The organism is Rhodococcus sp. NPDC049939, from assembly GCF_040656415.1.
Classification (GTDB): domain Bacteria; phylum Actinomycetota; class Actinomycetes; order Mycobacteriales; family Mycobacteriaceae; genus Rhodococcus_F.
The window spans coordinates 894,956-912,686 of sequence record NZ_JBFAMC010000001.1; the positions used below are offsets into that span (position 1 = coordinate 894,956).

Annotated in this window: 16 protein-coding genes; 13 read left to right on the forward strand and 3 right to left on the reverse strand. The window is 63.2% G+C overall.

The annotated features are described in order from the left end of the window. Positions 1-30: 30 nt before the first annotated feature. The 5 genes from mftC to AB0I57_RS04000 are packed head-to-tail and all read left to right on the forward strand — an operon-like array spanning position 31 to position 7,221. Entirely contained in the window at positions 31-1,254 is a 1,224-nt protein-coding gene (gene mftC / locus AB0I57_RS03980) for a mycofactocin radical SAM maturase (RefSeq protein ID WP_358330133.1), read from the forward strand. A gap of 29 nt (positions 1,255-1,283) precedes the next feature. Beyond that, a complete protein-coding gene (gene mftD / locus AB0I57_RS03985; RefSeq protein WP_358330135.1) occupies positions 1,284-2,465 on the forward strand; it encodes a pre-mycofactocin synthase MftD in 1,182 nt (393 codons plus the stop codon). A 15-nt stretch (positions 2,466-2,480) separates the two neighbouring features. Next, the gene (locus AB0I57_RS03990) at positions 2,481-4,442 is read left to right on the forward strand and encodes a mycofactocin system FadH/OYE family oxidoreductase 1 (RefSeq protein ID WP_358330138.1); all 1,962 of its coding nucleotides are present in this window, start codon (positions 2,481-2,483) and stop codon (positions 4,440-4,442) included. Positions 4,443-4,450: 8 nt separating this feature from the next. Next, positions 4,451-5,263, forward strand: coding sequence for a mycofactocin-coupled SDR family oxidoreductase (locus tag AB0I57_RS03995; RefSeq protein ID WP_358330141.1), 813 nt, complete (start codon positions 4,451-4,453; stop codon positions 5,261-5,263). Further along, positions 5,260-7,221 carry a mycofactocin system FadH/OYE family oxidoreductase 2 gene (locus tag AB0I57_RS04000; protein ID WP_358330144.1) on the forward strand — a complete coding sequence of 654 codons (1,962 nt, stop codon included), beginning with the start codon at positions 5,260-5,262 and terminating at the stop codon, positions 7,219-7,221. Before AB0I57_RS03995 ends, AB0I57_RS04000 begins: the two co-directional genes overlap by 4 nt. 67 nt (positions 7,222-7,288) lie before the next feature. Here the strand turns inward: AB0I57_RS04000 and AB0I57_RS04005 are convergent, their stop codons facing one another. Continuing rightward, on the reverse strand, positions 7,289-7,933 hold the full coding sequence (locus AB0I57_RS04005) for a hypothetical protein (RefSeq protein ID WP_358330147.1): 645 nt from the start codon (positions 7,931-7,933) through the stop codon (positions 7,289-7,291). 45 nt (positions 7,934-7,978) lie between these two features. Here AB0I57_RS04005 and AB0I57_RS04010 point away from each other — a divergent pair, with 45 nt between their 5' ends. Together AB0I57_RS04010 and AB0I57_RS04015 are read left to right on the forward strand one after the other, a co-directional pair. Beyond that, positions 7,979-8,320 (forward strand): hypothetical protein, encoded by a 342-nt coding sequence (locus AB0I57_RS04010; protein WP_358330150.1) that lies wholly within the window; start codon positions 7,979-7,981, stop codon positions 8,318-8,320. Continuing rightward, a complete protein-coding gene (locus AB0I57_RS04015) occupies positions 8,266-8,745 on the forward strand; it encodes a hypothetical protein (RefSeq protein ID WP_358330152.1) in 480 nt (159 codons plus the stop codon). The genes AB0I57_RS04010 and AB0I57_RS04015 overlap by 55 nt, the downstream gene beginning before the upstream one ends. A 53-nt stretch (positions 8,746-8,798) precedes the next feature. Here the strand turns inward: AB0I57_RS04015 and AB0I57_RS04020 are convergent, their stop codons facing one another. Together AB0I57_RS04020 and AB0I57_RS04025 are read right to left on the reverse strand one after the other, a co-directional pair. Beyond that, positions 8,799-8,969 carry a ribbon-helix-helix protein, CopG family gene (locus tag AB0I57_RS04020; RefSeq protein WP_358330155.1) on the reverse strand — a complete coding sequence of 57 codons (171 nt, stop codon included), beginning with the start codon at positions 8,967-8,969 and terminating at the stop codon, positions 8,799-8,801. A gap of 423 nt (positions 8,970-9,392) precedes the next feature. Beyond that, positions 9,393-9,941, reverse strand: coding sequence for a hypothetical protein (locus AB0I57_RS04025; protein ID WP_358330158.1), 549 nt, complete (start codon positions 9,939-9,941; stop codon positions 9,393-9,395). 428 nt (positions 9,942-10,369) lie between these two features. Here AB0I57_RS04025 and mftE point away from each other — a divergent pair, with 428 nt between their 5' ends. The 6 genes from mftE to AB0I57_RS04055 all read left to right on the forward strand — a co-directional run bounded on the left by mftE (position 10,370) and on the right by AB0I57_RS04055 (position 17,595). After that, complete coding sequence (gene mftE / locus AB0I57_RS04030) at positions 10,370-11,062, forward strand: mycofactocin biosynthesis peptidyl-dipeptidase MftE (protein WP_358330161.1); 693 nt, start codon at positions 10,370-10,372, stop codon at positions 11,060-11,062. A 161-nt stretch (positions 11,063-11,223) separates the two neighbouring features. Continuing rightward, entirely contained in the window at positions 11,224-12,624 is a 1,401-nt protein-coding gene (mftF, locus tag AB0I57_RS04035; protein ID WP_358330164.1) for a mycofactocin biosynthesis glycosyltransferase MftF, read from the forward strand. Further along, on the forward strand, positions 12,624-14,096 hold the full coding sequence (mftG, locus tag AB0I57_RS04040; protein WP_358330167.1) for a mycofactocin system GMC family oxidoreductase MftG: 1,473 nt from the start codon (positions 12,624-12,626) through the stop codon (positions 14,094-14,096). Before mftF ends, mftG begins: the two co-directional genes overlap by 1 nt. Before the next feature lie 67 nt (positions 14,097-14,163). Further along, complete coding sequence (locus AB0I57_RS04045) at positions 14,164-15,474, forward strand: transcriptional regulator (protein WP_358330170.1); 1,311 nt, start codon at positions 14,164-14,166, stop codon at positions 15,472-15,474. A 67-nt stretch (positions 15,475-15,541) separates the two neighbouring features. After that, positions 15,542-17,065 carry an aldehyde dehydrogenase gene (adh, locus tag AB0I57_RS04050; RefSeq protein WP_358330173.1) on the forward strand — a complete coding sequence of 508 codons (1,524 nt, stop codon included), beginning with the start codon at positions 15,542-15,544 and terminating at the stop codon, positions 17,063-17,065. Then, positions 17,065-17,595: a DUF779 domain-containing protein gene (locus AB0I57_RS04055; RefSeq protein WP_358330176.1), complete on the forward strand. Its 531-nt coding sequence runs from the start codon at positions 17,065-17,067 to the stop codon at positions 17,593-17,595. Before adh ends, AB0I57_RS04055 begins: the two co-directional genes overlap by 1 nt. Positions 17,596-17,731: the final 136 nt, after the last annotated feature.

The following is a 17,731-nucleotide window of genomic DNA, read 5'->3' on the forward strand; positions in this document are numbered from 1 at the left end:
GTTTCCATCCAATGAGAGAGGACGAACCCAATGACGTCGATACTCGGCGAGCCTTCTGTGCCGGCGCCGGTGGGCCGCCTCGTCGACCAGTTCGAACTCGGTCTCGATGCTCCGATCTGCCTCACTTGGGAGCTGACCTATGCATGCAATCTGTCGTGTGTGCACTGCCTGTCGTCATCGGGACGGCGCGACCCGAACGAGTTGAGCACCGAGCAGTGCAAATCGATCATCGACGAACTTCAGCGTATGCAGGTGTTCTATGTGAACATCGGTGGCGGTGAGCCGACAGTCCGCCCGGACTTCTGGGAACTGGTCGATTACGCCACCGCGCATCAGGTCGGCGTCAAGTTCTCCACCAACGGTGTGAAGATCGACAAGAAGGTGGCAGAGCGTCTCGCTGCCAGCGACTACGTCGACGTTCAGATTTCCCTCGACGGTGCGACGGCCGAAGTCAACGATGCGATTCGTGGACCCGGATCCTTCGCGATGGCAGTGCGGGCGCTCGAGAATCTGTCCGAGGCCGGGTTCGAGGACGCGAAGATCTCGGTTGTCGTCACCCGCCACAACCTGTGCCAACTGGACGAATTCAAGGCGCTCGCAGACAGGTACGGGGCCACCCTCCGGATCACCCGGTTGCGCCCCTCAGGGCGTGGGGCGGACGTATGGGACGAACTGCACCCCACCCAGTCTCAGCAGCGAGAGTTGTACGACTGGCTGGTTGCCAACGGCGAAGGTGTGCTCACCGGCGATTCGTTCTTCCACCTGTCCCCGTACGGCGAGGCGCTGCCCGGGTTGAACTTGTGTGGGGCGGGGCGCGTGGTGTGCCTGATCGATCCGGTCGGCGACGTCTATGCCTGCCCATTCGCGATCCATGAGCAGTTCCTTGCCGGAAACATCCTGATGGACGGCGGCTTCCAGCATGTCTGGCAGCACTCGGACCTGTTCCGGGACCTGCGCTCCCCGCAGACAGGAGGTGCGTGCAGCAAGTGCGACCACTACGACTCTTGCCGTGGTGGCTGCATGGCCGCAAAGTTCTTCACCGGGTTGCCGATGGACGGTCCGGATCCCGAATGCGTGATCGGCAGGGGTGAACTGGCGTTGACTGAGGCGGGAGAAATCCCGAAATCAAGCGTCGACCACTCCCGCAAAGGTCAGCGAAGGGCGCCACGGGCGCCCGTTCCCTTGACGCTGATGATGCGTCCGCCGGCGAAGATATGTGACGAGAACCCGCTTGCGGGAATGGAACAGACGTAACGTCGTCCGACAGATCGGGGTGGTGTTCGATGGGTAGAAATCCGTATTTCGAGACGGTGGCCGAGGCTCAACGACGAGCGAAGAAGCGGCTCCCGAAGTCAGTCTATTCAGCGCTGATCGCCGGTTCCGAAAAGGGGCTGACCGTCGATGACAATGTGGCAGCGTTCGGCGAGTTGGGGTTCGCGCCGCATACCGCGGGGCTTTCGGACAAGCGCGAAATGACCACCACGGTTTTGGGACAGCCGATTTCGATGCCAGTCGTGATATCTCCGACGGGCGTGCAGGCGGTGCATCCGGACGGTGAAGTAGCGGTCGCCCGAGCGGCGGCCGCTCGTGGGACCGCCATGGGATTGAGCTCCTTCGCGAGCAAGTCCGTCGAAGAGGTCATAGCGGCGAACCCACAGACGTTCTTCCAGATGTACTGGGTCGGCTCGCGTGACGTACTGCTTCAGTGGATGGAACGAGCTCGTGCGGCCGGTGCAACTGGGCTCATCGTCACCACCGACTGGTCCTTTTCGCACGGGCGGGACTGGGGAAGTCCGGCCATCCCGGAGAAGATGAATCTCGGGGCGATCATCAAGTTCGCTCCAGAGGGAATCACCCGTCCGGAGTGGCTGTACGAGTTCGTGAAGGCGCGCAAGATCCCCGACCTGACCACACCTAACCTGGCCAAACCGGGCCAGAAACCGCCGACGTTCTTCGGCGCGTACGGGGAGTGGATGCAGACGCCGTTGCCAACCTGGGATGACATCGCCTGGCTGCGGGAGCAGTGGGGTGGACCCTTCATGCTCAAGGGTTTGATGAGGGTCGACGACGCCAAACGTGCTGTTGATGCGGGTGTTTCGGCGATCTCGGTGTCCAACCACGGAGGCAACAATCTCGACGGCACTCCGGCGTCGATCCGCGCACTGCCTGCCATCGCGGAAGCAGTCGGGGACCAGATCGAGGTTCTGCTCGACGGTGGAGTACGCCGCGGCAGTGACGTCGTGAAAGCACTGGCGCTGGGCGCGCGGGCCGTCATGATCGGGCGGGCCTACCTGTGGGGACTGTCCGCGAACGGGCAGGCCGGAGTCGAGAACGTCCTCGACATTCTGCGAGGCGGTATCGACTCGGCGCTGCTGGGTCTGGGGCACTCGTCCATCAACGACCTCAGCCCTGCCGACCTGGTGATCCCACCTGGGTTCGCGCGCGCCCTCGGCACCGATTCCTGATCAGCCCACCGCGCAATGTCCGTGGAGTTGACGGACCCGATCACGTTGGTCGGTCGCCGCGCCCAGTCCAGAGTACTTCTGGGGCCGCACCCCACCAATCTATGTGTGGGACGAAGGCTTTCGCAGCGTCACGTCGCGTACTACGAGAGGCGGGCACGCGGCGGTACCGGGATAGTGGTGACCGAGGTCGCGTCGGTGCACGGCTCGGACTGGCCCTATGAACGGGCCCCGCTAGCGTCCGAATGCATTGGAGGCTGGCGAGACGTGGTCGCGGCATGTCGCCCGCACGGCACGCTGGTCCTTGCGGGATTGGGTCACACCGGATTGCAGGGGTCGAGCGCTTTTTCTCAGTCGGTCATGTGGGGTCCGTCGCAAGTGGCTGATGTGATTTCACGGGAATTGCCGATGCAGATGGAGCGATCCGAGATCGCCACCCTCATGGAGGCCTTCCGGTCCGGAGCGGCTGCTGCGGTCTCCGCCGATGTGGATGGCGTCGAACTCGACGCCGGGCCGAGGGGTTTGCTGCGACAATTCCTGTCGGGTCTGACCAACCTACGCGACGACGAGTACGGGACCGACCCGCTGCGACTGATTCGTGAGGTGATCGTCGCCGTCAGACAAGAGTTGGGATCGGATCGGGTGCTGTCGTTGCGGCTCAGTTGCGACGAGATGGCACCATGGGCGGGAATCACTCCCGACGATGCTGCGGCATTCGTCAAGGAACTGGTGGACTTCCTGGATCTGCTGGTCGTTGTGGGGGGTGGGCCGATGTCGACAAACGCGTACCGCCCCGACTTCCACCGCCCGACATCGTTCAACACCGCTCTCTGCCGAGACATCCGGACAGTCGTCGCAGGTGCGGCGTCCGTCGTGCTCCAGGGCAGCGTGGTCGAGGCGTCCGCCGCTCAGTGGGCGCTCGATGACGGGGTGGCCGACCTCGTCGAAATGACCCGCGCTCAGATCGCGGACCCCGATCTCGTCGTAAAGATCCGAAGCGGTCAGAACCCACGCCCATGCGTCCTGTGCAACCAGACGTGCCAGGTGCTCGATCCGCGCAATCCCATCGTCACGTGCATTTCGCATCCGACAGCAGGGTTCGAGACCATCGATCCCGACGAAGAGGAGAGTTCGAACATCGACCCGGGCGCGGTACTCGTCGTGGGCGCGGGTCCGTCGGGACTGGAGGCGGCCCGAGTGCTAGCAGTTCGTGGCCATCGGGTCATCGTCGCCGAGTCGGCTGATCGAACGGGCGGGATGGTGCGGATCGCCGCACCGCACCTCGAGTCGCTGACGGACTGGCTTCATTCCGAATGCCGAAGGCTCGGGGTCGAATTCCGGCTCGGATCCACGATATCTGAGGCGGATCTCGATGCTGCGGAACGCTCAGGTGCAACGGTGATCCTTGCCACTGGCAGTAGACCCCGGCCGCTCCCGTTCCCCATCGAGGGGCGTACTCAGTGCGTGGACGCCGCTGAAGTGTGGGGCGGCGTCTTGCTCCGTGAAGGTCCCGTGGTCGTCTTCGACCCGGTCGGGGGACCCGTCGGTGTGGCAGTCGCCGAAAGGCTCGCGGCATGCGGTCGCGAGGTCAGCATCGTGACGCAGGACTCCGTCGCAGGTTCGAGGCTCGGAATGACCGGTGATCTCGTCGACGCCAACAGTCGGCTGCAGCGGGCCGGGGTCGTGCGGCGCCTCGACAGCCGGATCATGTCGATCGACGAGACCGGAATTCGGATCAGGAACCGATACACCGGTGCGGAAACCGTGGCGTCGTGTGGCGTCCTGGTCGATTGCTCACATCGCCTCCCCGAAGACACGCTCGCGGCGTTGCGTCCGGGTGCGGTACGGGTGGGCGATTGCGTCGCTCCGCGAACGGTGCTCGAAGCGATCAGGGAGGGCCGCTCAGCTGCGCTGAACGTGACCACGGGCAGACCGTCCGATTTCGACAAGAATCCACTCACCCTCGTCAACGAGAGATAGGAAATTGCATGGGACAGTTCGACGGCAAGGTCGCTTTCATCACCGGTGCTGCCCGAGGGCAGGGGCGAGCACACGCGGTGCGGTTGGCGCGCGAGGGCGCGACGATCATCGCAATTGACATCTGCGGGCCGGTCTCGGAGTACAACACCTACGATTCGGCGACCCCGGACGACTTGGCGGAGACGGTGCGCCGCGTCGAATCAGAGGGCGGCAAGATCATGGCCGAGCAAGCAGACATTCGCGACAGCGCGCAACTGAAGGCCATCGTCAATCGAGGCGTCGAGCAGTTCGGCGGGCTCGACATCGTGATTGCGAACGCCGGGATCTGCAACTGGAACAGATTCTGGGAGATGCCCGACGAGCAGTGGGAGACGCTGATCGACGTGAACCTCACGGGCACGTGGAAGACACTCAAGGCAGCGGTTCCATCGATGATCGAGAGCGGCCGGGGCGGTTCGATCATAGTGATCAGCTCCGTGGCAGGTATCAAGCCTATTCCCGGACAAGCGAATTACGCAGCATCCAAGTTCGGTCTCGTCGGTCTGACCCAGGCTGCGGCGAAGGAGTTGGGTGAATACGGGATTCGCGTCAACTCCATTCACCCGTACGGCGTGAAGACGCCGATGGGCAACGACCAGGGCGGCTTGGCACTGCTGGAGAAGCACCCCCACTACATGTCGAGCCTGTCGTCGATTCTCACCGAACACCCGTTGGCCGACACAGACGACATCACCGAAGCGGTGGTGTGGCTGGCCGGCGATGGTTCTCGGATGGTCACCGGTAGCCAGGTTGCAGTGGATATGGGCGCCACCAAGGTGTGAGCGACTCCGGATACCGCCACCTGTTCACCCCGTTGCGCGTGGGGCCACTGACCCTACGCAACCGGGTGGTCTTCTCCGCGCACCTGACGGGCTACGCCGTGGATGGCCTGCCCACCGAACAGCATGCCGCGTACTACGCGGCACGGGCGAAGGGGGGTGTGGGACTGATCATCTCCGAGGAACACACCATCCACCCCGGGGACTGGCCGTACGAGAAGGTGATTGCCGGGTATCGGCCCGAGGTAGTCGCGGGATACCGGCGCATCACCGACGCTGTTCACGAGTACGAGGTTCCGATCCTGGCGCAGATCAACCACAACGGTGGGCAGGGTTCGAGCATGTACTCCCGGCGTCCGTTGTGGGCGCCGAGTGCCGTCCCGGACCCGTTGTTCCGCGAAGTCCCCAAGGCGCTCGACCAGCGGGAGATCCGGACGCTCGTCGAGGGCTACGCGCGGGTGGCCGAACATTGCGTGCAGGGCGGGTTCGACGGAGTCGAACTGCAGTGCTCCCACTCCTCGTTGGTGCGAAGCTTCCTCGCCCCCTCGACGAATCTGCGCACCGACAGGTACGGGGGGTCGCTCGGTAACCGCGCCCGGTTCCTTCTCGAAGTTGTCGCCGCGATGCGTGAAGCGATTGGTCCGGAACACGCACTCGGGGTAAGGCTTGCGGGTGAGGACCTGTTCGACGGCGGAGTATGCCTGGATGAGGCTATGGAGGTAGCCGCGATCATCGAGGAGGCCGGTGGGGTCGACTACATCAACACGTCCATCGGCATGGCCACCGAGACGCTCCACATGATCGAGGCGTCCATGTCGGTGCCCTCCGGATACGCCCTGTTCATTCCGAACGCCATCCGGCAGCGAGTTTCCCTTCCGGTGGTTGGCGTCGGCAGGTTCAAGGAACCGTGGCAGGCCGAGCAGGCTCTTGTGGAGGGGCACTGCGACCTGATCGGGGTCGTGCGCGGCCAGATCGCTGATCCGGACTTTGCCGCGAAAGCACTGGCCGGCGATAAGGCGCAGATCCGAAGATGCCTGGCGTGCAATCAGGAATGCGTCGGGCGCATGGGGCTCGGGCGATGGCTCGGTTGCGTTGCCAACCCTCGCGCGGGCAAGGAGGTCACAGCCGTGCCCGAACCGAAGATTCGCGGCAGACGCGTGGTCGTCGTCGGCGGCGGACCAGCTGGACTGAAGGCCGCCGCAACCGCGGCGCTGCGTGGTCACCGCGTGACCTTGTTCGAACGCGCAGATGCTGTCGGTGGGCAGGTGAGCACCGCGGCGGTCGTACCCGGCAGGCGCGAGATGCTCGACCTTGTGCTGGATCTTGAAGCGGAGTGCATTCGCTCCGGGGTGGATCTGCGGACGGGGTCCGAGGCGACTGCCGCAATCGTTGAGCACCTCAGACCCGACGTCGTCGTGATCGCGACGGGGGCACGCTCGCAGCGTCCACGTTGGGCGGGCGCGCTGGATCGGGTCGTGGACGTGCGAGATGTTCTGGAGGGCCGTGCTCAACCGTCCGGGATCGTGCTGGTGGTAGACGAACTCGGCTTCCACCAAGGCACGTCCGTTGCGGAGTTCGCCGCCGACTCCGGATGTGTGGTCACCATCTGCACACCGGGGATGATCGTCGGGCAAGATCTAGGCATCACCTTGGATTTCGAGGGCTGGAACCAGCGGGCACACCACAAGGGAATAACCCAGTTGACCGATGTGGTGCCGATGGGTTGCGAAGCGGTCGAAGTCGGAAAGCTCGCGGTCACTCTTCTGCATCACCCGACCGGACAGTCGTCGCGGTTCGTCGCAGACTGGGTGGTGTCCTCGGCGCACCAACGGCCGGAGGATGAACTCTGGAAGGAGTTGGCCGACAGCGGTATCGAGGTGCACCGAGTCGGAGACGTCTTGGCGCCACGCCGTGCACACTCCGCCGTCATCGAGGGCGAGCGGGTTGGGCTGTCGTTGTAGGAGCCGGTGGGCGCATGCTTTTGCAGCTCTCCGCGCGTTACCTCCAGGTCTGCGTGCTTCAGCAGGGCTACCGCAGCGCGCTTCTCTTCCACCATCCTGGGGGGCTCACCCTTTCCGACTGCTGTCTCGCGCCCAAGGTAAGTGCCTCACGTGCGAAGTCGGTATGTGGGTTTCGGACCACCAAGTCGGTGCCGTTCTCGGGAACGGTGGCTCGGGAAAGATCCAGACGGGAGCCCAGGCTCTTGGCTGCTGGCACGATCAGGAAAAATCCGAAGAGGTGGAGTGACGAACGGAGGTCTGCTGGCATCCACTCGGTCAGCGGCGAGATCGGACCGGTGATGAGGTAGGCGGTGAGGGAAACCAGAACGAGGCTCAGGGCTCGTCGCTCCCGGCGATATTGCCGGCACGCCGAACAGCCGGGCCACCGTGTCTTCACCCAGATCTTACGAGAGCGTCGGTATTCGGAACGTTTCCGCCTCGCAGACGGTCGGAGGAAATCGTGGAGGATTTTGCGGGGAAGCGAGAGATCGTCATAGGGGACGTACGGGTGTGAGGACAAGTACAGCTTGAAGGTCCAGGTTCCGGGTGCGCCGTGTACAACGCATACCGACGGTAGTTCGGCATCGAGTTCTCGCCAGTGCTTGTGTTGGAGCTCGGTGGGATTGGGAGTGGTGACGTGGCGCAGCGGGAATGAAACGGACGGTTCGGGCACGCGGTTGATGATGCGATGTCGGCTGTCACCTCGGCAAATCCAGTGGTGAGTGAGGCACCAGGCTTGTCGCAGGCCCGGGCTGGTACCTTCATCCGCGCAGATGCTGTCGGTGGGCAGGTGAGCACCGCGGCGGTCGTACCCGGCAGGCGCGAGTTGCTCGACCTTGTGCTGTATCTGGAAGCGGAGTGCATTCGCTACGGGGTGGATCTGCGGACGGGGGCCGAGGCGACTGCCGCAATCGTTGAGCACCTCAGACCCGACGTCGTCGTGATCGCGACGGGGCCCGCCCGCAGCGTCCGCGTTGGGCGGATGCCCTGGATCGGATCGTGGACGTGCGAGATGTTCTCGAGGGCCGTGCTCAACCGTCCGGGATCGTGCTGGTGGTAGACGAACTCGGCTTCCACCAAGGCACGTCCGTTGCGGAGTTCGCCGCCGACTCCGGATGTGTGGTCACCATCTGCACACCGGGGATGATCGTCGGGCAAGATCTAGGCATCACCTTGGATTTCGAGGGCTGGAACCAGCGGGCACACCACAAGGGAATAACCCAGTTGACCGATGTGGTGCCGATGGGTTGCGAAGCGGTCGAAGTCGGAAAGCTCGCGGTCACTCTTCTGCATCACCCGACCGGACAGTCGTCGCGGTTCGTCGCAGACTGGGTGGTGTCCTCGGCGCACCAACGGCCGGAGGATGAACTCTGGAAGGAGTTGGCCGACAGCGGTATCGAGGTACATCGAGTCGGGGACGTCTTGGCGCCACGCCGTGCACACTCTGCCGTCATCGAGGGCGAGCGGGTTGGGCTGTCGTTGTAGAGGTCGGTGAGTGCCCACTTCTGCAGTACGTCATTCGTGCGTTCTGGTGCCGGCTATGCCGGGCCTGAGCTGTCATGAGCATTCATGATCAGTTGTCGGATCGTGGCACTCTGGCTCAGTCCTAACGCCTTGCTGCGTTCAACTAGCGCCTCCTTCTCCTCATCTGTGAGAAAGGCGTGGACGGTGTGCCGCTTTCCTTTGCGCAGATTTCTTCCACCGCTCATTCTCCATCTTCCTTCCCTTTGTTGTGAAACTCTCCGCCCACCGCAGAAAGGTGTGGCCAGGCCGCCTCACGTAGGTCAAGCCTTGCTTGATCGGAATCGAGAAACGTGAGCGCGTGCCGATCAGCGCCCCTGGCGTACGGCCCACCGCAGCCGAAGCCGGTAGCTGATGCGATATCGCCTGTCACCACGGCAAACCCGGTGACTAGGGCCGCGTCATTCTCGCAGCGGTGCCGGACTGGTACCTTCATCTGGACTGTCGAGGTGGGGGAGTAAGACGCTGAGCGCAGATTCTGAAGAACTGGATGGGTTTGCGCGCAGGGCGGAGGACTTGTACGACCAATGCGTTTGAGCCTCCGATCATGTGGAGGAATGGCTGACGCTCGGTGCATCCGATGTGGGAGCGGGAAATGCAACTTCTGATGTTCAAATTTCATCCAGGTTTCGATGATCGTTTAGCCCGTCGAACCAGCGAATGAACTCGACGGTACTTCCCCATCCGATGCGAATCCGGTCATGGATCCCCCGCTGGTCATGGCCAGGTACGAATTCTCGTCCGCCGGTCACCTCGGTGCCGCAGCCGCACTCGCATAGAACCGGCGCACCAGGGTTGTCGTCGATGTAGGTCACTGGATTCCGCCACGCATCGACGGGTCGACCAATCAGCAGCTCGTAACCTGCGTCTCCCGGCTTGAGGACGCGCCCAACAACAGCTTGTTTCGTTCCACCATCTACCATCGCTACCTGTTCTATAGGTTGGCGGTGATCCAATTCAATGACTGTGCGGACGATGCCGTCGAACGAAAACGTCGCGTACTTCTGTTTTGCTGCTCGGAGTCCGAGCTTCCACACCCCACGATTCACGTCGTAGGTCAGCTCGTCGGATTGACCAGGTTCCCAGCCGACCCACGTTCGACCCCATACGCATGAGTCTTCGACACTGCACCGTGATCTGAGCTTGAAGTTGAGCGCCATCTTTCTCCTTCGAAAGGTAAACCCAAGCCTATGGGTTATAGGGATACGGAAGAGAGTCTAGTCTGGCTGGAAACAATAAAACAAGGGCTAACTTTATCGTTACAAACGATCCAATCATTGATCGGGTGAGCGGTGCTCAGACGCACGTCGGAACCCTAGTGTGCGGGTTATGACCAGAACGGAGGCTAGACATCGCTCAGCGGTCATGGCTCGCATGTCCCGCTCGTGATTGGCTTGATCCTTGATCCGGTGGAATGCTCGGTCGCACAACCCAATCTTGCTTGAGCCGAGCACTATTCGGACGATTCGTTCGCGAGCTGGAATCTGCAACAGGCTCGGCGCGGGGACGGGCTCACACCACGGAATGAGGTTGTCCGGGCCTCGGCGGCAATGGACATACGGAATCACCCGGCGCATACCATCGACGAGTGCGCGACTACGAAGAACTCGCTGACACCGTATGGCCCGATATCAACCGGGGCGCTTCGACCGTCGTCGTCCCAGTCGGTTCGGTCGAACAGCACGGTCCGCACCTCCCGCTCGACACCGACACCGTAATCGCGTCGGGGGTAGGGCGCGCCCTCCCAGACGTTCTTGTTGCGCCCGCGATCGCGTACGGAGCGAGCGGCGAGCACGAGGCTTTCCCAGGAACAGTGTCGCTCGGCTCGCATGCCCTGGAGTCGCTTCTCGTCGAGTACGGCAGGTCGGCGTGCAGGTGGGCAGGGCGGATCCTTTTCGTCAACGGCCACGGGGGTAACGGCTCCGCTCTCGTCAAGGCTGTCACCTTGTTGCGGTACGAGGGCCGCGATGTCGCCTGGGTGCCGTGCGCGGTCCCGGACGCCGACGCGCACGCAGGCCGGACGGAAACGTCGATGTTGCTGCACCTTTCACCCGGCCGGGTGAAGATGTCGAGTGCCGAGACCGGGAACGAAGAACCTATCGAAAGCTTGCTCCCCAGACTGCGCGAAGGCGGTATTGTCACCGTGTCCGCCAACGGTGTGCTCGGCGATCCTACTGGAGCCACGGCCGCGGACGGGGAACGGATCTTCAGCGCACTTGTCGAACGCGTCACCAAGGCACTAGCCCGGTGGGAACCGGGTCCAGATGGAAGGCTCCGGTAGCAACCGGGCCCAGACGGGAGGCTCACATTGATTTGTACGGGCGTCTACGAGCTGCCGAGGATGAATTTTCTTCACGCCCTGACCACTAGTTTTCGACACGCGCCGCCAACCAATTTCCAGCATGGGCTGCCAATAATCTTCCATCCGCATACCATCAGCTGATGCGCCAGGCTCGACTCCCCGATGGATTCGGGATTCGTATCGACCCCAAGGTTCGCGCATACTCCGGAGGTCGAGTGCTCATCGGAGGTTCGCCGACTCGGATGCTGAAGCTCGCACCCACCGCAGCGGCCATGATCGGTGACGGCTACCTCGAGGTCATCGACTCTGAGTCCGCAGTGGTCGCGCGTCGGCTCCTCGACTCGGGCGTCGCGAACCCCCGTCCCATGAGCACACCTTCGCCCCGAGACGTCACAGTCGTCATTCCGGTGAAGAACAACGCGCTCGGACTGCGCCGGGTCCTGGGCGCGCTCCGCGGTCTCGACGTGATCGTCGTCGACGACGGGTCCGAGGTTCCGATCGTGGCTCCCGCGGTGGGGAACGGGTGCGGCGGTCGTGTCACCGTCCTACGACACGAGACCGCGAAAGGCCCAGCTGCAGCGCGAAATACTGGTTTGCGTCACGCCGAGACACCGTTCGTGGCCTTCTTGGATTCCGACGTTCTGCCGCGCACGGGCTGGATCGAGGTCATGCTCGGTCACTTCAGTGACCCTGCGGTCGCGCTCGTGGCACCGAGGATAGTGGCTCTGGAACCCGAGGCGAGCACCCTCGCGCGTTATGAGCACGCCCGTTCCTCACTGGACTTGGGACGGCGGGAGTCGGCGGTCCAGTCCGGCGGTGCCGTGTCCTTCGTCCCGAGCGCCGCGATGATCGCTCGGCGTGAGGTTCTCGACGAGTTCGGCGGCTTCGACGAGTCCATGCACGTCGCCGAGGATGTCGACCTGTGCTGGCGGCTGCAGGAATCCGGTTGGCGGTTGCGATATGAACCGGTTGCCAACGTTGCACACGACCACCGGGTTTCGTTCGGAAAATGGTTCGACCGCAAGATGTTCTATGGAACCGGAGCGGCGCCGCTCGCGGCACGGCACGTCGGCAAGGTCCCTCCGCTGGCGATGTCATCGTGGACCTTCTTTGCGTGTGTCGCAGCTGCCACCTGCACGCGGCTGGGACTTCTCGGAGCCGTCGCCACTCTAGCGACGACGTTGTTGCGTCTCCGCCGGATGTTCACGGCGATCGACCAGCCCACTCGTGTCGCCGCCATTCTCACGGCGCAGGGCTTTGTGGGAGGCGCATGGCAGTTGGCGTCCGCAATGTGTCGCCACTACTGGCCGATCACGCTTCTGGCGGTGTTGGCGTCGAGACGGATACGTCGTATCGCTCTGGCCGTGGCTTTCGCGGAAGGCGTTGCCGACTGGGCTACGCATCGTGAGCCCGGGGGACTGGGTCCGCTGCGGCACACGCTGTTCAAGCGGATGGATGACATCGCCTACGGTGCCGGGCTATGGAAAGGTGCGCTGGTCGCCCGTGACCTCGGCGCACTCAAGCCGCGGTTGAAGCAGTAGTGGTCGATCCGATTCGTGCCGCCGACGTAGTGGTCGTCGGCGGAGGTTCGAGCGGATGCGTCGTGGCCGCGCGACTCAGCGAGGACCCAGAGCGGTCGGTTCTCCTGGTCGAGTCCGGACCGGGCTATCGGTCTATGCTCGATCCTGCTGTGCGCGATTATCGTTCTCTGCCAGTGGGTCCGGGCGGCGACTATTCGCAGGTCTACGACGTCGAGCTGACGCCGGGCGTGCATTCGACGATGGTTCGCGGTCGCGTGCTGGGCGGTTCCGGCGCTGTCAACGGTGTCTACTTCATTCGAGGCACGAAATCAGACTTCGAAGCTTGGCCGAAGTCCTGGTCGTACGAGAAAGTGCTGCCGACGTTCCGAGCACTCGAACGCGATATCGATTATGCCGGGCCGTGGCATGGCAGGACAGGGCCGATGCCGGTGCGCAGGCAGTCCGCGGAGCGGATGAGCGAGATCAGCGCAGCATTCCGCGACGCCGCTCTGGAGAGGGGATATCGGGAGGAACTCGACAAGAATGGCACCGGTGACGGTGGTGTCGGTCCGGTGCCGACCAACGTCGACGGTGGTGTTCGGTTCAGTACCGCGGTGGCATATCTGCTGCCTGCCTGGGATAGGCCCAACCTGACGGTCGAGTCGAACACCGATGTCGTTCGGATCCTGTTCTCCGGCAACAGGGTATCGGGCGTCGAGGTCGAGGCCGAAGGAGAGAGGCGAACGATTCACGCCCGGCGAGTCGTGCTCGCGGCCGGGCCTGTCGAAACACCCGTTCTGCTGATGCTCTCAGGGGTAGGTTCGGCTGATCATCTGCGGGACAACGGTATTCCCGTCCTCGTCGATGCGCCCGGGGTGGGTAGCGATTTCAGTGATCATCCCGAGGTGGCTCTGCCGTATCGGTCGAGGGGGTCCTTGCACCGTGACGGGTCGAGCCCGCCGCTCGAGACCGTCCTGAACACTGCCGACATCGAGATCCGTCCGTACACGGCTCCGACAAACCTTCTCGTGCCAGGTTCTGGGCAAAGTGATCAGCTACTGGGGATCGGGTTGATGGTCCCTGAGAGTCGGGGTGACATTCGGCTGACGTCGGCGGACCGCAGCAGCCGTCCTCACATCGAATACCGTTATGCGCAGTCGGAATCCGATCGCCGGGCGCTGCGCCATGGACAGGCGATCGGATTGGATCTTCTCCACTCTCCGGCGCTGAAGCGGCTCATCGTTCCGCTGTACGAGGAGGTGTCCGACCGTTCTGCGGTCGCCAATCTGGGGACGTCTTATCACCTGTGCGGAAGTTGCAGAATGGGCGGAAGTGACGATGCAGCCGCAGTGGTGGACGAGCGCTGTGACGTGCGGGGCGTGGACGGGCTGACGATTGCCGACACCTCGGTGTTCCCGATGGTTCCCAGCCGTGGTCCGCACGCCACATCGGTCATGGTCGCCGAGCGCGTCAGTACCTTCTTGACGGAATGAAGAGGGTGGAGACCGATACCAGCATGATCCGCACTACCGTGTTCGACAGACGCCGTGGAGGAAGTCGATGGAGAGTAAACGGCCCAAGCGTGCCAATCCGTGGGTCGCGTTGCGCCCGGACGACGACATCGCCCAGTGCGCACGCAGGGTGTCCACCGCGCATCAGTTCTTCGTCGACCACCGCAGTCCCGTCGATGTCAACCGGGATGGAAGGTCCGTCCGGTCCGTCGTCCTCGACTCGTGGATCCGCAGCACCCGCAAGGGAGTGAATCCGGATGGATTTGCGAGGCCTGTCGATCTGTCGGGTGTCGATCTCGCCTCGTACCGAGCGGAGCATCCGATGTCGATAGTTCGGCCGGTGGTGCGCAAACTCCTCGTCGAAGACGCCGCGGACACCGGTCTGCTCGTGGCGATCGCGGACGAAAAGGGACACTTGCTCTGGGTCGAGGGCGATTCCTCGGCGAAGGACCGCGCTCAGAAGATGAACTTCGCCGAGGGTTCCGACTGGAGTGAGGACACCGTCGGAACGAATGCGCCGGGTACGGCGCTGGCGGTCGATCAGTGTGTACAGATATTCGGAGCGGAGCATTTCATCCGGTCGGCACATGACTGGAGTTGCTCGGCGGCCCCCGTTCACGACCCGACCACGGGAGGGATCGTCGGTGCCATCGACATCACCGGTGGGCCGAGGGTGGCCGTGCCCGAGGTTCTGTCTCTGATCAGAGCAACTGTTGCGGCCGCCGAGGCGGAGTTGCGGTTGCACTTGCTGCATTCGCCGCGTCCGAGGGCCGACACCGCGCTGCGGTTGGAGGTGCTCGGCTCGGGGCGCCCGAGCCTGATGCGCGGCGGCGAACGCATTCGGCTTTCGCAACGCCACGCAGAGATTCTCCTGCTCTTGGCCGAGTATCCGGAGGGGCTCAGTTCGGACCGCCTCGCAGTCCTCCTCGACGAAAACGAACTCGACACGGTCACCATTCGTGCCGAGATATCCCGCCTGCGTAAGGTTTTCGGGTCCTCGAATCTCGGTTCTCGGCCTTATCGACTGCTCGTCGAGCTGGGGTCGGATGTGCAGCAGGTGCGTCGCGCTTTGGACCGAGGCGACCTGGCTTCGGCGCTCGACGCTTACTCCGGTCCGGTGCTCCCCGGATCTCAGGCGCCGGGGGTGGTGGACCTTCGCGACGAGTTGTGGGCACGGGTGCAGGCGGCTCTGCTTCGTGAGGGTGATCCACGGTTGCTGGCCCGGTGGACCACATCCGCACACGGCAGGCACGACGTTGCAGCGTGGCAGGCGTATCTGGCAGGCCTCGACCCGCGTTTACCGCTTCATGACCAGGTCAAGGCACAAATCGATATGTTCGATCGGCAGTTCGCAACGTAGTTGCAACGGTACGGCCCGTAGTGTTGTGAGTCACACCCATAAAGTTCATGACACCAGGGAGTTATCGATGACCGTGTATGCCCGCCCGGGTTCCTCGGACGCCATCATGTCCTTCCAATCGCGCTACGACAACTGGATCGGCGGCCAGTGGGTCGCCCCCGTCAAGGGCCAGTACTTCGAGAATCCGACCCCGGTCACGGGGCAGACCTTCTGTGAGGTTGCTCGTTCGACCTCGGAGGACATCGAACTGGCGCTCGACGCAGCGCACGCAGCCTCTTCGGCGTGGGGCAAGACGTCGGTTGCCGAGCGCGCCATCATTCTCAACAAGATCGCCGACCGCATCGAGGAGAACCTAGAGACCATTGCGCTTGCCGAGTCCTGGGACAATGGCAAGCCGATTCGTGAGACCTTGAACGCCGACATTCCGTTGGCCATAGACCACTTCCGATACTTCGCGGGCGCGATCCGCGCACAAGAGGGCGCTCTCTCGGAGATCGACTCCGACACCGTCGCGTACCACTTCCACGAGCCGTTGGGCGTCGTCGGCCAGATCATTCCGTGGAATTTCCCAATTCTCATGGCGGTATGGAAGCTCGCTCCGGCTCTCGCGGCGGGTAACGCCGTCGTCCTCAAGCCGGCCGAGCAGACACCGGCGTCGATTTTGTACCTGATCTCGATCATCGGCGACCTGCTGCCCGCCGGCGTGGTGAACATCGTGAACGGATTCGGCGTCGAGGCGGGCAAGCCGCTGGCGTCGAGCCCGCGGATCAAGAAGATCGCATTCACCGGCGAGACCACCACCGGACGCCTGATCATGCAGTATGCGTCGCAGAATCTGATCCCGGTCACCCTCGAGCTCGGTGGCAAGAGCCCGAACATCTTCTTCTCCGACGTGTTGTCCTCCAATGACGACTTTCAGGACAAGGCGCTCGAGGGCTTCACGATGTTCGCGCTCAACCAGGGTGAGGTGTGCACCTGCCCGTCGCGTTCGCTGATCCAGGAAGACATCTTCGACGAGTTCCTGGCGATGGCGGCCATCCGCACCAAGGCTGTGCGCCAGGGTGATCCTCTCGATACCGACACCATGATCGGCGCCCAGGCATCCAACGACCAGCTCGAGAAGATTCTCTCCTACATCGAGATCGGCAAGGGTGAGGGCGCCAAGATCATCACCGGCGGTGAGCGTGCCGAGCTCGGTGGCGACCTGTCCGGTGGTTACTACGTGCAGCCGACGATCTTCACCGGACAGAACAAGATGCGCATTTTCCAGGAAGAGATCTTCGGTCCCGTCGTCTCTGTCACCTCGTTCAAGGACTACGACCAGGCCATCGAGATGGCCAATGACACGCTGTACGGCCTAGGTGCCGGCGTCTGGTCGCGCGATGGCGGCGTCGCCTATCGGGCGGGTCGCGACATCCAGGCGGGTCGGGTGTGGACCAACACGTACCACCAGTACCCCGCCCATGCAGCGTTCGGTGGCTACAAGCAGTCAGGAATCGGTCGCGAGAACCACCTGATGATGCTCGAGCACTACCAGCAGACGAAGAACCTGTTGGTCAGCTACGCGCAGAAGGCCCAGGGATTCTTCTGATGGACGCCACCCGGGCGCCGCAGCGCCTGAAGGCAACTGCCGAGGCGGTGGAACTTCTCCGCCGCCTCGCCGGCATCCACGGGGCATTGATGATGCATCAGTCGGGTGGCTGCTGCGACGGTTCCGCACCGATGTGCTACCCCGACGGCGAGTTCATCGTCGGCGACCGGGACGTGCTGCTCGGTGTTCTGGATCTGCGTCTCGGCGTCGGGGAAACACTGCCTACTCGGCCCGAGGGCACCGATGCGGTGCCGGTGTGGATTTCCGGCTCGCAGTTCGAGGCATGGAAGCACACGCAGTTGGTGCTCGATGTCGTGCCGGGTCGCGGTTCCGGGTTCAGTCTCGAGAGTCCCGAAGGGATGAGGTTCCTCAGCCGCGCACGCGCTTTCACCACTCGGGAGAATGCCGACCTCGCCGCGCAGGAGGTGATCGTCGGGCAACAGTGGGATCAGGGCTGCAGGCCTGTGCCGTCCCCCGAACCGCAGGTGGTCGCCGAAGCTGCCGACGCCTGCCCGGTACCGGGGTCGTGAACAAATCCGTAATACCTTGCAGGGATCCATATCTGGAGGTTTACACCGTCGTCATCATTCCTTGACGCACCGTGTACACAACGCACTTAACGTTCGCTGCGGCGTAACCACGCCGCAGCGAACGGCCGAGATAGGG

Bases quoted from the DNA above. Each gene is read 5' to 3' on its own strand.
- mftC (WP_358330133.1), top strand. From the start codon at position 31: ATGACGTCGATACTCGGCGAGCCTTCTGTGCCGGCGCCGGTGGGCCGC.
- mftD (WP_358330135.1), top strand. From the start codon at position 1,284: ATGGGTAGAAATCCGTATTTCGAGACGGTGGCCGAGGCTCAACGACGA.
- AB0I57_RS03990 (WP_358330138.1), top strand. From the start codon at position 2,481: ATGTCCGTGGAGTTGACGGACCCGATCACGTTGGTCGGTCGCCGCGCC.
- AB0I57_RS03995 (WP_358330141.1), top strand. From the start codon at position 4,451: ATGGGACAGTTCGACGGCAAGGTCGCTTTCATCACCGGTGCTGCCCGA.
- AB0I57_RS04020 (WP_358330155.1), bottom strand. From the start codon at position 8,969: ATGAGCGGTGGAAGAAATCTGCGCAAAGGAAAGCGGCACACCGTCCAC.
- AB0I57_RS04025 (WP_358330158.1), bottom strand. From the start codon at position 9,941: ATGGCGCTCAACTTCAAGCTCAGATCACGGTGCAGTGTCGAAGACTCA.
- mftF (WP_358330164.1), top strand. From the start codon at position 11,224: ATGCGCCAGGCTCGACTCCCCGATGGATTCGGGATTCGTATCGACCCC.
- AB0I57_RS04045 (WP_358330170.1), top strand. From the start codon at position 14,164: ATGGAGAGTAAACGGCCCAAGCGTGCCAATCCGTGGGTCGCGTTGCGC.
- adh (WP_358330173.1), top strand. From the start codon at position 15,542: ATGACCGTGTATGCCCGCCCGGGTTCCTCGGACGCCATCATGTCCTTC.
- AB0I57_RS04055 (WP_358330176.1), top strand. From the start codon at position 17,065: ATGGACGCCACCCGGGCGCCGCAGCGCCTGAAGGCAACTGCCGAGGCG.